The sequence below is a fragment of the Rhodospirillum sp. A1_3_36 genome (assembly GCF_047263945.1).
Classification (GTDB): Bacteria; Pseudomonadota; Alphaproteobacteria; order Rhodospirillales; family Rhodospirillaceae; genus Rhodospirillum.
Genome location: NZ_JBLAVB010000012.1, coordinates 105763 through 120819 on the forward strand (window position 1 = coordinate 105763; position 15057 = coordinate 120819).

At 60.1% G+C, this 15057-nt stretch carries 10 protein-coding genes; 5 read left to right on the top strand and 5 right to left on the bottom strand.

The window, feature by feature from the left end:
• The first annotated feature begins 253 nt into the window (after positions 1–253).
• A complete protein-coding gene (locus tag ACLIRY_RS20310) occupies positions 254–1960 on the top strand; it encodes a diguanylate cyclase domain-containing protein (RefSeq protein WP_413207252.1) in 1707 nt (568 codons plus the stop codon).
• On the top strand, positions 1957–3258 hold the full coding sequence (locus tag ACLIRY_RS20315) for a DUF2336 domain-containing protein (RefSeq protein ID WP_413207253.1): 1302 nt from the start codon (positions 1957–1959) through the stop codon (positions 3256–3258). The genes ACLIRY_RS20310 and ACLIRY_RS20315 overlap by 4 nt, the downstream gene beginning before the upstream one ends.
• 189 nt (positions 3259–3447) lie before the next feature.
• On the opposite strand, the gene ACLIRY_RS20320 is transcribed toward ACLIRY_RS20315, so the two are convergent.
• From ACLIRY_RS20320 to ACLIRY_RS20335, 4 genes are all read right to left on the bottom strand, one after another.
• Positions 3448–4521: a glycosyltransferase gene (locus tag ACLIRY_RS20320; protein ID WP_413207254.1), complete on the bottom strand. Its 1074-nt coding sequence runs from the start codon at positions 4519–4521 to the stop codon at positions 3448–3450.
• A 104-nt stretch (positions 4522–4625) separates the two neighbouring features.
• Positions 4626–5654, bottom strand: a complete 1029-nt coding sequence (locus ACLIRY_RS20325) for an NAD-dependent epimerase/dehydratase family protein (RefSeq protein WP_413207255.1) — start codon at positions 5652–5654, stop codon at positions 4626–4628.
• On the bottom strand, positions 5651–7795 hold the full coding sequence (locus ACLIRY_RS20330; RefSeq protein WP_413207256.1) for a methyltransferase domain-containing protein: 2145 nt from the start codon (positions 7793–7795) through the stop codon (positions 5651–5653). Before ACLIRY_RS20330 ends, ACLIRY_RS20325 begins: the two co-directional genes overlap by 4 nt.
• A gap of 291 nt (positions 7796–8086) precedes the next feature.
• A complete protein-coding gene (locus ACLIRY_RS20335; protein WP_413207257.1) occupies positions 8087–9187 on the bottom strand; it encodes a DegT/DnrJ/EryC1/StrS family aminotransferase in 1101 nt (366 codons plus the stop codon).
• Between the two features lie 332 nt (positions 9188–9519).
• Here ACLIRY_RS20335 and polA point away from each other — a divergent pair, with 332 nt between their 5' ends.
• The 3 genes from polA to cowN all read left to right on the top strand — a co-directional run bounded on the left by polA (position 9520) and on the right by cowN (position 13475).
• On the top strand, positions 9520–12303 hold the full coding sequence (polA, locus tag ACLIRY_RS20340) for a DNA polymerase I (RefSeq protein ID WP_413207258.1): 2784 nt from the start codon (positions 9520–9522) through the stop codon (positions 12301–12303).
• 64 nt (positions 12304–12367) lie between these two features.
• Entirely contained in the window at positions 12368–13069 is a 702-nt protein-coding gene (locus ACLIRY_RS20345; protein WP_413207259.1) for a LytTR family DNA-binding domain-containing protein, read from the top strand.
• A 100-nt stretch (positions 13070–13169) separates the two neighbouring features.
• Positions 13170–13475 carry a N(2)-fixation sustaining protein CowN gene (gene cowN, locus ACLIRY_RS20350; RefSeq protein ID WP_413207260.1) on the top strand — a complete coding sequence of 102 codons (306 nt, stop codon included), beginning with the start codon at positions 13170–13172 and terminating at the stop codon, positions 13473–13475.
• A gap of 198 nt (positions 13476–13673) precedes the next feature.
• On the opposite strand, the gene ACLIRY_RS20355 is transcribed toward cowN, so the two are convergent.
• A complete protein-coding gene (locus tag ACLIRY_RS20355; protein WP_413207261.1) occupies positions 13674–14621 on the bottom strand; it encodes an IS110 family transposase in 948 nt (315 codons plus the stop codon).
• Positions 14622–15057 lie beyond the last annotated feature (436 nt).

Genomic DNA, 15057 nt, shown 5'->3' on the forward strand with positions numbered 1-15057 from the left:
GGTTCACTTTACCGCCCAACCATAGCCCGGAAGTGGGGCAAGTCAACCTAGACCGGCGGCTCGAAAATGGTGCCTCGCCCCCACCCTTCCGCCCCTCCTCAGCCCCGTGCGCGTTGACGCCAGATGGGCCACCCCTTAGGTTACAGTAGTTGGATCGGTCATTTCGTGCCCGTCTCAACATATGGACACGATGCTTCCTCCCTCTGTGCCGGATATTTTCTTCCGGCCGATGCCTTGATCCGGTGAACCGCCTATGCCTAAATCCATGGACTTTGACGCCAATCGCGACGGGACCAACGGCATCGGCCTCGCGATCATTCTCACTCATCCCGGCCCGGCGGCCATTCTGAACGCCGACGGTCGGGTTTTGACCTGCAATCGTCGGGGCGAAATTCTGAGAGATCTGTTTTCCCCGGATTCTTCCACGGGACTCTCCGGTATTGCCCGCACGACGCTGGAAAACGGCGCACCGGTGACCAAGGCGGTTGAGATTCGTCAGGAAAACCAAGTGGGTTCCCTGGACCTGACCCTTCTTCCCGTGAACGACGGTCGGCGAGTCGCGGTGATTGGCAGGGATACCTCGCTGGAGCTGAACCTGCGAACGGCCCTGGCCGATAGCCGCCAGCGTTATAAGGACTTTGTGGACCTGTCCAGCGACTTCACCTGGGAGACCGGGACGGAGGGGCGGTTCGTCTTCGTTTCCCCCACAGGCGCGCTTGGTTACGAAGCCCGGGAACTGGTGGGCGCCGAACCCTGGAGCATGATGGACGCCAAGGAGGTCCAGTCCGGCGCCAAAGTTTTTCAGACGACCGTGCGCGTAAAGGACGCGGAAATCTGGGCCCGCCGCAAGGACGGCTCGCTGGCCTGTCTGGTCACCTCGGCCATGCCCATCATGGGGCAGGAGGGACAATGGAATGGCGCAAGGGGGGTCTGCCATGATGTCACAGAGCAACGGGAGCGGGACAAGGCCCTGAACCGGGCGCGCAACCGGGAGCGGATCCTGACCCATGTGGTCCGGACCTTCCGCGACGAAATGGATCCGTCAAACATGCTCAACGTGGCGGCCGAGGCCCTGACCCGGGGTTTGGGGACAGAAGCCTGCCATATCTACCGAGCCAATCTTGCAGAAGAGAGCGGCCAAGCCGAGTTCGTCCGCCGGGGCAGCTTCGGCCTTGGGGGCGGCGAGGAGGAAGCCCTGGAAGTCCTGGACGGCCTGGACTCCAGCGGTCTCCCCCAGGAAACGGAGGCTGGCAAATGGCGTGTCCTTGCGGCGGCCGCCCGGTATCGCCGCCAGATCAATGGCGCGGTCCTGCTTTGGCGGTCGACGGATCGGGGGGACTGGACCGACGACGATCGACTGTTGATCATGGACATCGCCAACCAGATCGGCATCGCCAACGAGCAGATCGGACAGCACGAGCGAATCATCACCATGTCACGCACGGACAGCCTGACCGGACTGCTCAACCGCCGGGCCTTCTTCGATGACATGGAGCGCCGACACAAGCGGCTGGAGCGGAGCCCCCAACCCTCGGCCCTGCTTTATGTGGACTTGGACAACTTCAAACGGGTGAACGACAGCCATGGCCACCTGCGCGGAGACGAGGCTCTGCTTGTGATAAAGGATATCCTGGTCAACCACACGCGCCCCACAGACATGGTGGCCCGCCTGGGCGGCGACGAATTCGCCGTCTGGCTGGAAGGGGCCAATGAGGCTGTCGCAGCCACAAAGGCCCAGGATTTCTTGGATTCTGGCAATCGCTTACGATGCTTTGATGGGGATCCCGACCACCCCCTGTCCATGTCCATTGGCTTGGCAGTCTACGATCCAGCCACACCGGAGAGCCTGGAGGCCTTAACAGCCCGCGCGGACGCCGCCATGTATGAAGCCAAGCATGGGGGCAAAAGTCACTTTCGTGTCGCCCCCGCCGCCGCGAGGCAGGGAGGCCCCTCCCCATGAACAGCCTGTTGCAGCGTCTTCTTGCCGTCGATGCGGCACCCATTGGCTATGAAGAGGCGCGGGAGTTGGCCAATCACGGGGATGTGGAAGTGCGCCGCGCCCTGGCCCAAAGGGATGATATGGTCCCAGAGATCCTCTACTATCTTGCGGAGGATCCGGACCCAGACGTGCGCCGGGCCATCGCCGACAATAGCGCCGCCCCCTCCCACGCTGACGAGATTCTGGCCGACGATGACGATTTGGGCGTTCGGCTGACCTTGGCGCAGAAGATCGCTGCTCTGGCACCGGGGCTTTCCGACAACGAAAAGGACCGGGTCCGCCGCCACACCTATCAGGCGCTCGCCCGATTGGCCCGGGACCAGATCCCCCGGGTGCGCTCGATCCTGTCCGATGCCCTGAAGCATGTGGCCAACGCCCCGCCTGCCCTGATCCGCAAGCTGGCCCGGGATGTGGAGGTTGCCGTCTCCGCCCCGGTCTTGGAATTCAGCCCGGTGCTAACGGACGCGGACCTTCTGGCGGTGATCCGGGACCAACCGGGCTCGGGACGGTTGTCGGCCATCGCCAAGCGGGTCGGCCTGAACACGACGGTGACCGACGCCATTGCCGCAACGGACGACCTGACGGCCATCACCGACATGCTGACCAACCACGGTGCCCAAATCCGCGAGGAGACTCTGGACGCCATTATCGACCGGTCCCAGGGCATACCCGAATGGCAGGATCCTCTCGTCCACCGGCCCCGCCTCCATTCCGACGCGGCCCGGCGGCTGGCCGTCTTCGTCGCCGATAACTTGCTGGAGGCCCTTTTGCTGCGCAAGGATCTGGAGCCCGCAGCAGCGGTGGCCGTGGCGGAGGTGGTTCGCAAACGCCTGGGCGGCAATGTCGGCGAGGACGCCATGGTGGACTTCGGCCCCAGTTGGCGCGACGACCTGCGGGTGGCCTACACCAGTTGTCTGACCAAACAGACGGAGGGCAGCCTGGATGAGACAGAACTGGCTACGATGATGTTGCACGAGGGCGATACGACGGCCATCGCAGCCCTGGGCGTGATGGCCGGGATCACGCCTTTTGCGGTGGCGGCAGCAGTCAACGCGGGCAGTCCGAAAGGCGTCGTGGCCGTGGCCTGGAAAGCCGGTTTGTCACCGGATTTTGCGGTGCACCTGCAAATCAAGCTTGCCAAAATCCCCCCCGACGACGTTCTCGAGCCGACGGCGGAAGGCGGTTGGCCCCTGTCGGAAACAGCCATGGAATGGCAGGTCGAAATGTTCTGCGAGGCGGAAAACCACCGGCCCCTTTAGAGTGTCGCGCGGAAAAGTGGGCAGGGTACACGGCCGTCGGTGCTTTCCCGTCACAGGGCTTTGCTCCGTCCCCCACTGGGGCCGAAAGGCCCCAGACCCCAAGCCCAAAAAGACGAGACATTGTCGTGTCCTGTGCCCCTCTCGAAGAGACTCTAAAACTTATAGAATGAGACTGAAACTGATCCAGTTTCACGCCAGAGCGTCCTCGCAAATCGCCATGAACCGGCGGGCGCGCATATTCATTTCGTACTCACCCATGCATTTGCGGTGCCCAGCCTGGGCGGTCTCATTCAGCAGATCGGGCTTGTTCAGAAGGTCGAGGATGCCCGAGACGGTTTCCTCCACCGTTTCAAAACAAAAGCATTCGGTCCCGTTGTCGAAAATCCGGTTTGCGGAAGCTCCGCTTTCGATCACGAGACTGCCGACTCCCGTCGCCTCGAAATCACGCATGTTGATCCCATCCGGGCTGGCAGAATCAATCAGAACGTTCAGAGTCATCCGCGCATTCCTGAGCGTGCGATACATATCGAGACCGAAAACGGGTTCCTCTCTAAGGGCTTCCAGGGCAGGATATTCAGGAAAAGGATCCGGACAAAGCAACCCCACCCGCACCCCTCTCGTCTCCAGCAGGGGCAGAATGCGGGCCAAATAGTCGCGTCGTTTGCGATGCAATCCCCCTGCCTGGCCGGAAAACACAATATCGTGGGTGATCACAGGCGGTCCCAGGACAGTATTGATCCAGGCTGGATGGCCCGGGTAATAGGTCTCCACTCGCCGAGCGCCTCGGGCTTCGCATATGGAGCGAAATCGATCGTCACTCGTCAACATCACGTCATAGGCGGAAAAATCCGCAGAGAGTGGCGTCGGCGCCGCACGCCAACCGATGCACAGCTTGGGACGCCAGGAGAGCGCGTTGATCATCGCGCTGTCCAAATAGACGGGATCGGTAGCGTAGAGGATATCCGGACGGAAGGTTTCAATCTGCAGGGTCACGATATCCCGCTGCGATCGCAAGCCCGCAATCTGTTCCTGAGACGCGTTCTCCATCAGCCAGGTCAATTGGGTTTGCTCGCAATTCGCGATACAGGTGAAGGTCTCGTGACCGAGAGCCGGCAGATAGGGCGTCATCATATGACCCGCCGAGAATCCACCAAGCATCAGGCCATCCACCTGATCCCTGTATCCCAGGCCGGCCGCTTCAGGGTTGGCATAAAACCGCTCCAGATACCGCGTGTAGAACGTTTCAATTTGAAAAACACGCATCACCAGAGTCCCATTGATATCGTTGAAATCAGGAAAGGAGGAAAAGTCAAAATAAAGGATTGGAAAGAAAAGAAAAAGGGGCCTGCCTTCCTTCCCTTTTGTTTCTACAGATATAGCGGAAATTTTTCCGCATAATACGCCAGAGTACGCCGGACTCCCTCCGCAAAATCCACAGATGGACGCCAGCCAGTGTGCGCAGTGAAGGAAGAATAGTCGGAATAGTAGTCTCCGATATCAATTTTCTTTCGATCCTCGGGATAGGAGCGCACAACAAATGCATTCTTCGCTCCAGCCACCTCCTCAAGAATACGGGCACTGTCCAGCAAGGAAAGAACCTCGTGACCGCCAATGTTGAGGGCCTCACCCCTGCAGCTATCGTCCGCCGCCGCAGCCAGCAAGGCATCGACCGCATCATCGACATAGGTATAGTCCCGTTTTTGCTGCCCCCCCCAAACCTCAAAGGTTTCGCCCTCCAAGACGCGACGAAACCAGATCCCCAGAAAAGTTTGGCGGGCGTCCTTAATGCGCATGCGGGGACCATAGGTATTCGTCAAACGGAGAACTTTGGAGGTAAGGCCGTACACGTCATCGTACAGCCTGTAATAAAACTCACCAGCCATCTTATTGATGCCGTTCACATCGACGGGATGGATGGGGTGCTTCTCGTCCACAGGCAGGTACTGGGGGCGACCGTAAATCTGGCGTGTGGAGGCAAAGACCAAGCGGGTTTCCGGAGCGTATGTCCTGCAGATTTCCAGCAAGGACAATTGCGCGGTCGCATTAATCTCCAAGTCCGTGAACGGATCTGCCATGGAGTCCATGTGGCTGGTTTGTCCTGCGAGGCTAAAAATATGGTCCATGTCCCGGACCAGATAGGACAAGCTGTGCCGGTCACGCACATCGGAAATATTCACTGTCACCCGACCTTCCAACCCTGCGATATTCTGCAAGTTTCCCCCGTATAAGGGGTTCATACTGTCGACCAGGGTCACATGGGCGCCTAGACCAACAAGGCGATGCGCCAAATTGGATCCGATGAACCCCAATCCGCCGATGACCAGGATTCGGCGCCCCTCGAAAGTCCGGCGGGGATCAGCAAGACAGGTTTTGGGCGTTTCGCTTGATTGGCTCACCGACGGACCGCCTCCATGAACAGGGAATCCGGTTTCCGAACTTGTCCACTTTGATCCGTATCCAAGCGAAAACGCGCAAAACCGAGATGGGCGGATTCAGTGGCGTCGACCACCCGGGCGTCCTCCAGGCCAACGCGCCGCATCAACCGTCCCAGTGAAAAACGGTCGTACATCCACTGGTGCACTTCGCCCTGCTTACGGAAATGGACAACCTCCTCAACCGGGATCACACGCCTGGGCGCGGCCGGAGGCAAGCGTCCCTCCTTCGCCGCCGCAATCACGGATGCGGCGATATCACCGACCCGCTCGATCACAAAACGTTCTCCTTCGGGAGGTACCTCGCGCCAATAGCGGGCCATTTCCCCACCGCTTTCAACCCGGGAGATCTGATCAATAAGCTCAATGAGCATCCAGTCATACCGATGTTCCGCAGCCCGATCCCCGTCCAACGCACCGGATAGGGACTCCAGATACAGGCGGCAAATCGTCTCCAAATCGGGGATCGCCACGCGCAGGATACCGCCGGGCTTCAGGACACGGGCGCATTCCGCCATGAAGGGCTCTGCCTGCCAGCCGGGAAGATGTTCCAGCATATGAGAGTGGTAGACCATATCGAAGACGGCATCCGGGAATGGCAAACCGTTCAAAATGTCATAGGCCATGACACCAGGATGGTGACTTTGAATATCGATGTTCACCCAAGCCGGGTGAAAGTGACCGCCACAGCCCAAATTGAGAAGGGACGGGCGACGTTGGGTCATCGCGTCCACAGGGGCACAGATCAGGGTCTTCGTCGCGGTTCGTTCTCCCAAGACGGCGGAGAGGTCGTATTCGATACTTGGCGCTATGCCAATCACCGCCAATCCCGCCTCGCTCAGCAAACGTCGGAGTTCCGCCTCACTCAGGACAACCTCGACGACTGGACCACCATAGGCGTCTTTTGTTAGGAAAATCGCCTCCCCTCCCTGGCGGAGGACAGCTGTGTGAAAAACAACGTATCGACGCGCCACCCTTGCCGCTTCCTGAATAGCCGCTTCGAAATCCAGGATATGCATCAAGGAGACACCATTAAAAACGATGTCAAAGGAATTGGTCGCGTAGGGCAGGTTAGCCGCGTCAGCGACGGTGAAAGCGCCATTGGGATCCTGTTCCCGGGCCAAGGCAATCATGGCCGGAGAATAGTCGATGCCCTGGTATTCGACGCCACCGGGCACCAGATGATCGAACACTGATCGGTAATAGCCGCTGCCACAGCCCACATCCAGCAGACTGGGTCGCGACAGGCCGAGGGCTTTCACAACTTCCGCAGCGGTCGCGAGATCCCGGCGCGGTCGCCCCCGCTTCATGTCCTCGATCAATGTGGCGTAAGCCTGGGCCTGAGCCTGGGCAACCTTTTCCCAATGCCAGCCATCCACCGCTCCCTGGGCGACAGCCTGCCTTGCCTCAGCCTCTGTCAATCGACGATATCCTCCGGGGAGGTCTTTGCCCCCACCAGGCCGATGGTCACCCATGCCAGAAAGGTCAGAGGCGCGGGGCTTATCAGCGTCGCGCCGGATGTCTCGCTTATCGAACTCCGTGATGTCGAATTTCGCTGCCAGCAGATCCCGCGCATCCTCCAGCGCGTTGAGGTAGGGCGTGTAGATCTGGAATTCCATGCCAGGCACCTTCCACGTCCCATCTTCCTTTTTCTTCACACCTTGAAAGTGCCAGAAAATCAGGGGATGCCCTGACAGGCTCACCCTATCTTCATCAAAGATCAGGTCGTAGACGTCGACATTCCATTCTGCGGCATTGATCCCGGGGTGATCCAGTATACGCAAATTGGCGTAAGTGCTGGGCCACTTATCCAAGTATTTCTGATCAGCGAAGCGATTGCTTTCTGGGCGATCAAAGCACCAATCAAGGCAATCGGCCCGATAGTCCCGTAGACAGCGGCGCCCTTCTTCATCATTCCGCCAGGAGACCCAACCCACATTGTATTTGCCGAATCTGGCCAGATACTGCATTTTTGGAGTCAGTCTATGGGGCGTAATGGCGATTGACGCATCCCCAATCTCCTTGAACACCAGTTCCGGATCATCGAAAAACCACAAGTCGGCATCAAGATAGGTGAGGAAGTCGATGCCCGGTCGCGTATCCAAGAGAAACAGCGGAAAACAAGGCGTACAAGTAAAGTAATATTCCACAAGTGTCCGACCCTGTCGGCAAGTGACAAGCTCAGGATCAAAAGCTTCCAGCTCTGCCAAAGATATTGGTTCGATAGTGGGATCAGCCAAACCATCCAAAACATCCCGGCAACGGTCATCGAGAGCCAAAACGTAAAAACGGGCTCCCGGCCCAAAACGCTGAACGCTTGATATCAGCGCCAAGCCTTTGTCCAGATATCGATGATCGAAATAAGTGCAATAGTGTCGAATGCGCATGAAATATTCCTATGGTTTTCTATAAAAGGAGCGAACTATGGAGGCGACATGGTCTACCTCTTCATCACTCAAGCCAGGGAACATGGGCAGACTGAGGACCTGGGCTGCTGTTTGATCGGTACCAGGCAAAGGCGCGTTGGCGAATGGGGCGTATATGGGATGATGGTGAACAGGTGTTCGGTAATGCACCGCAGTCGCCACGCCATTTTCTCGCAGATAGCCCGCCAAGTGATCCCGTTCTGGGGTGCGCAAAACATATTGGTGGTAAACGGGCTCAACCTCCGAAGCAATATATTGGAGCCCGAACGGTAGATCTCGAAAAGCCCGGTCGTAGCGGGCGGCGATCTCACGCCGACGGGCGTTCCGAGCGTCCAGGCGGGGTAACATCACGCCAAGAATCGCCGCTTGCATGGGATCGAGACGGGAGTTCAATCCTTCGGTTTCGCTCACCCGTTCATCGTTCCAGCCATATTGCCGTAAACGCCGCGCCCGTTCAGCGACAGCCGACCGATTGGTGATCACCACCCCAGCATCACCAATGGCCCCCAAATTCTTGGTTGGATAAAAGCTGAAGGCGGCAGCATCCCCAAAGGTCCCCGCATGGCGACCGGACAACCGGGCACCATGTGCCTGGGCACAATCCTCGACCAGGGCCAAGCCCCGTGACTGACACCACAGGGCGAGGCGGTCAATCTGAACCATCGAGCCATACAAATGAACGGCAACGACGGCTGCGACTGGAGTATCGAAGGTTCGTCGGTCCAGATCCTCCAGGTCCATCAGGCAGGTGTCAGGGTCAATGTCAATAAAGACAGGGATCGCGCCTGCGCGACGGATTGCAGTGACCGTCGGGACGGCTGTCATGGATACGACAGCGACCCTTTCCCCTTCCCCAACGCCAACAGCACGAAGCGCGATTTCCAGTGCATCGGTCCCATTGGCGACACCAACGGCCGCATCGATGCCAATGTAGGCGGCGAAGGCCCGTTCGAACCCTTCAACTTCAGGGCCAAGAATGTAGGACCCGGACTCCAGAACACGGGCAATGGCCTGATCCAAAGCGTCTCGTTCCTCATTGATGATCGCTTTGGGAGAGGTTTGCGGAATCATTCTTAGCCCTAACCCGCCTGGGTTGATTTTGAAGACACAGCCATGATCCGTGAACAAATCATGAGTGGGAACACAGAGGGTACAGTGTAAGGGTTGACCGATTATGAAGAATACTCTCCTCCAATGGAGGGAGCCAAGGGTTAAGCCACTCATTTGGAATGGCAGAGGAGAATGACACGTCCCCTTGTCGAATTGGGCTTTGGCCGGATCCGCGAGACGGGATCCGTCCCGTGGAGAGGCTCTAACCACAGCAAGACCACCAGCCTCCCCTTGCCCCTCCCCGCCGCGCCCCCTATCCTCCGGGTCCTTCCCCGAGGAACCAGGAGTCCCCGATGGCCGAACAGGCGCGCCTTTATCTTGTCGACGGGTCCGGATATATTTTCCGGGCCTACCATAGCCTGCCCCCCATGACCCGGCCCGACGGGACGCCCGTGAACGCCGTCTATGGCTTCACGAACATGCTCATGAAGCTGCTCGCCGATATGGACGCCGACCATGTGGCCGTCATCTTCGACAAGGCCCGCGTCTCCTTCCGCAACGAGATCTATCCCCAATACAAGGCCCACCGCCCGGATCCGCCGGAGGACCTGATCCCCCAGTTCGCCCTGATCCGCGAGGCCGTCCGCGCCTTCAACATCCCCTGTATCGACCGGGAAGGCTTCGAGGCCGACGACCTGATCGCCACCTATGCCAGACGGGCCGCAGAAGAGGGCGCCCAGGTGACCATTGTCTCCTCGGACAAGGACCTGATGCAGTTGGTCCGCGACAAGGTCGCCATGTTCGACCCCATGAAAAACAAGACCATCGGCCCCGAGGAGGTCCTGGAAAAGTTCGGTGTGCCCCCCAATAAGGTGGTCGATGTCCAATCTCTGGCCGGGGATAGCGTCGACAACGTGCCCGGCGTGCCCGGCATCGGCATCAAGACTGCGGCCCAGTTGATCAATGAATATGGCGACCTGGAGACTCTGCTCGCCCGGGCCGGAGAGATCAAACAGCCCAAGCGCCGCCAGAACCTGCTCGACCACGCCGAGGGCGCCCGTATCTCGAACCAGCTTGTACGCCTGCGCGAGGACGTGGAGGTGACCGAAACCCTGGCCGATTTCGCCGTCGCCGAACCCGATGCCGAGACCCTGGCCGCTTTCCTGACCGAAAATGGCTTCAAGTCCATCCTCGCCAAGGTCTCTGCCATCGCCGGAGAGGCTGCGGCCCTCGCCGCTGGCGCCCCCCTCAGCCCCGCAAGCGCGAAGGACGACTATACCCTGGTCACCACCATCGACGCGCTGAAGGGCTGGATCGCCGAGGCCAGCCGCATCGGCACCGTCGCCATCGATACGGAGACCGACAGCCTCAAAGCCCGGTCAGCCACCCTGGTTGGCGTCTCCCTGGCCATTGCGCCGGGCAAGGCCTGCTATATCCCCTTCGCCCACCGCTCCTCAAAGCCCGAGGGCTTGGACCTGGACGGGACCGGCGGTGCGGACGCTGTGGAGAATATCCCCCGGGAAGAGGCGCTGGCCCTGCTCGCCGGACTGTTGGCCGATCCGAGCGTACTCAAAGTCGGCCATAACCTAAAATATGACCTGCATGTGTTGGCCAACGCGGGGATCACCGATGTTGCGCCCATCGACGACTCCATCGTGCTGTCCTACGTGCTCGACGGTGCGTCGCACGGCCATGGCATGGACGAACTGGCTCAACTCCACCTGGATCGGACGACGGTCAAATTCGAGGAGGTCTGCGGCAAGGGTAAATCCCAGATCACCTTCGACCAAGTGCCCCTCGATCAGGCGCTCACCTATGCCGCAGAGGATGCGGATATCACCCTGCGCCTCTACCAGTTCCTCCGGGAGCGGCTGATCAAAGAGCGGATGGTGCGCATTCATGAGACCCTCGACCGCCCCATGATTCGAATCCTCGCGGATATGGAGGACAAGGGCATCAAGGTGGACGCGCTCCGCCTCAAGGCCCTCTCCGGCGATTTCGCCAAGCGTATGACCGACCTCGAGAAAGAAGTCCACCAACTCGCCGGGGAGGAGTTCAACGTGGGCAGCCCCAAACAGCTGGGCGAGATTTTGTTCGGCAAGTTGGGCTTGAAGGGCGGTAAGAAGAGCAAAAAGACCGGCGCCTGGTCCACCGATGCCCAGGTCCTCGACACCCTGGCCGCCGAAGGCCATGAGCTTCCCGTCAAGGTTCTGGAATGGCGCCAGTATTCCAAGCTGAAGAGCACCTATACCGATGCCCTGGTGGAGGAAATCGACCCCCGGGACGGACGGGTGCATACCAACTACGGCTTGACCATCACGACGACGGGCCGCCTGTCCTCCAACGACCCCAACCTCCAGAATATCCCCATCCGCAGCGAAGCCGGTCGGATGATCCGCGAGGCCTTCGTTGCCGAGCCGGGGCATAAGCTGATCAGCGCCGACTATTCCCAGATCGAACTGCGCCTGGTGGCGCACGAGGCGGGGATCAAAGCCCTCCGTCAGGCCTTCGCCGAGGGCAAGGACATCCATGCCATCACCGCCAGTCAGGTGTTCGGTGTGCCGGTCGAGGGGATGGACCCCATGGTCCGACGCCAGGCCAAGGCCATCAACTTCGGCATCATCTACGGCATCAGTGCCCATGGCCTCGCCCAGCAATTGTCCGTGTCCCGGGGCGAGGCGGCGGCCTTCATCGACGCCTATTTCAAGCAGTTCCCGGAGATCCGGGACTACATGGAGGCGGTGAAGGAGAAGGCCAGGAAGGACGGCTTCGTCACCACCCCCCTGGGCCGCCGGATCCCCATCCCCGGCATCAACGACAAGAACCCCATGACCCGGGCCTTCGGTGAGCGCCAAGCCATCAACGCCCCCATCCAGGGCGGCGCGGCGGATATTATCAAGCGGGCGATGATCCGTATGCCCAAGGCCCTGGCCGGAGCGGGACTGAAGACCACCATGCTGTTGCAGGTCCACGACGAATTGATTTTCGAAGCGCCCGAGGCCGAGGTGGAGACGGCTCTGGTCCTGGTGAAACGGGAAATGGAAAACGCCGTTGTCCTGACCGACGAAAGGGGGGCGACGACCGTCCCCCTCGAAGTCGAGGCGGGCGTGGCCGACAGCTGGGCGGAGGCGCATTGAGCGGGTTGGGGAGCGGGTTGGGGAGCGGGTTGGGGATTGGGGTTGGGGGCAGGACCCACCGCCCATGAGTGATCTCGCCTATCACTTGCGCCACGCGGCGACCGGCGTCATCCTGCTGGATGACAATTTGACCGTGCGCGGGGTCTCCGGCTCGGTTCTCAGTCTGCTGGGGCTGGCGCCGGAGACAGTGTTGCTCGGCCAGCCAATCCTCCCGCTCCACCCGCCGCCCATCCGCCCCAAGGTTGGGGTGATGGTGGACGCGGCCCGGGCCGGAGAGGGACCGCCTGCCACCACTCTCATGATGGCCCTGCCCCAGGGGCCGGTGATGATGCGTATCGACGCCCTGGCCCCCGGATCGATTGCGGCCTTCGCTCTGGTGCTGACGGCGGGGGCGGGGGCGGGGGCAGCGTCAGCTCTGCCGACCCAGGGAAAAACGGGGCGGCTGAAGCGACTGCCCGTTGACGATGGGGAGGGGGCGTCCTTCCTCGATCTGGCCACAGTGATCCATATCCAGGCCGATGGCCATTACAGCCGTGCCCAAGCCGGAGGCCGAAGCCACTTTTGCCCCCTGTCCTTGTCAGATGTGGAAACGCGCCTCGATCCGGAGGAGTTTTTGCGTGTCCACCGGTCCCATGTGGTCGCCCTGTCCCATGCCAAGGCCTTCCGCAAACGGGGCGACGGGGGGCAGTTGGTCATGGACAATGGAGATCTCGTGCCCGTGGGCCGGGGGCATGTGGGCCGTTTACGCGCCCTGCTCGCCGTTTAAGCGCCCCTTCCGCCATTCATGAATCCCCTTCCCCCTTGTCTTCCGACGCGGGCATGCTCCCTCCCTTCCGAATTCTTTTCTTCTTAGGGGAGAGACCATTATGCAGGACCAGCCCACGGCGTCCATGCCCGCCCGCTATCTGAGCTTCAAGGACATCGATTGCGAGGGCGGCTCCAAGGATCTGATTGATCGCATCCTGATGCACATCAACGATCCGGCCAAGACCAATGCCTTTTGGGAGAGCTTCAAACTGCGCCTGTCCCAGGCTGATGCCGTGCGAGAACGGACCGTGGACGGCCTCTGCCTGCTTTGCGCCTCGGTTTCGTACCTGGATGAACTTTTCGAAGACCACGAGGACGAGGTGGGACTGGCCCTCCTCCGCCGCCTTGAGGATGAGTGCTGCTAGAGTGAGAGTGAAACGGGGGCCAGGGTTGATCTCGATTCCGTCGACGGTTCACGCTCTGACTGCGGCAAATGCTGCCGTCAGTTGTCCCCACCCCGGATTCCCGCGTGCGTGCTAAGGGATTCACGTTTCTCGAGTTCACTGTGGCGCGGACGTAACGTTTTGTTTTTAATCGTCATTCCCGTGTACGCGGGCAACTGTTTATTCAGGTATGGGCGCCTCGTATTCCTTCTCGTCGCGCACCATGGCATTCAAGGTGGTCAGGAGTTTCCGGGCGACGGCGATAAGGGCGAGTTTGGCGGGTTTCCCCTTGGACCGCAGGCGTTCGTAAAGTGCCTTGAAAAGGCTGCCTTTTTTGCACCTGATAGCGCCCAAGGCGGCCATGTAGAGAGCGTCCCGCACGCGCTTTCTCCCGCCCTTGATCATGCGTTTCCCACGGAACTGACCGCTATCGACGTTCATCGGCGCCAACCCGGCAAGGGCGCCGAGTGCCTTTGGGGAAAGCCTCCCCAATTCCGGCATCGTGGCCAGGAGAAAGCAGGCCGCAACAGGGCCAATACCCGGCGCCGAACGAAGGAGTCGCGCGGCCTTTCGAAGCGCGTCGTCGGCTTTCACTGTTCGCTGGATTTCCTTATCCAGGGCAACGATTTCGTCGGAAAGGAAGTCGATATGATGCCCGATATGCTCCGCCGTCCAACCATCGCTTTCACTGGCACGGGTCTTTTCCTGGGCCCTTATGGCGACCAGTTGATCCCGACGGGTGGCCACATCTCGCAACCTTTGGCGGGACGCCGAAGGGGGAACTGTCTCCTCCAGCTCCAAGGCCCGACCATAGGTCGCGAGCATACGCGCATCCAAGGCATCGGTCTTGGCGATCCGCCCACAAGCCCGGGCAAAGTCCCGGGCGCGTTGGGGATTGACCCTGGTGTACCGAATCCCCGCGTCGTGCAGGGCGCGAGCCAAGGTTTGGTCGTACACCCCCGTCGCTTCAAACACGACCAGGAGATTTCGTCCCCGCCAGGCCTCGACCAGTGGCGCGATGCTATCGGATGAATTCCCGATGCGGGTCACCTCGCCGGTGGCATCATCGAAAAGATCCAGCCACGATTTGGAGATGTCGCATCCTATGCATTCAAAGGGTATAGACATGGTGCCTGTCCCTGTGATGCGAGGTCTGTTGGTGCAGCCTCGTGCAACTGTTCAGGATTGGTGAGCAAACGCGAGCGGGGACCTTGCCCGCATACGGTGTTCCTTCACCAGGGATCCACCGGTTTCCCGCTCGCGCCCATCATAATGGCACAGATGCTCCACACAGGAATCCAGGGTGGGAAGAACCAGCGGCGGCGATTGACGCATCCTGACGCGCTAAGCGCCAATACCAGAGAAATCAACCCTGGATGCCCGTTTTCACGGGCATGACGAAATAATACCAACGGCATTAGGCTATGACCTCGGCCCACCGTCGACTTGTGACGGATTTGAGGACTTTTGGCTGTTCCGCGAAGCGGTTCCATGCATCGCAACAGGCATCGACGATGTGCTCGTATCCCTCGAAGACCCGGTGCGAGAGATAGTTCTGTCGCAA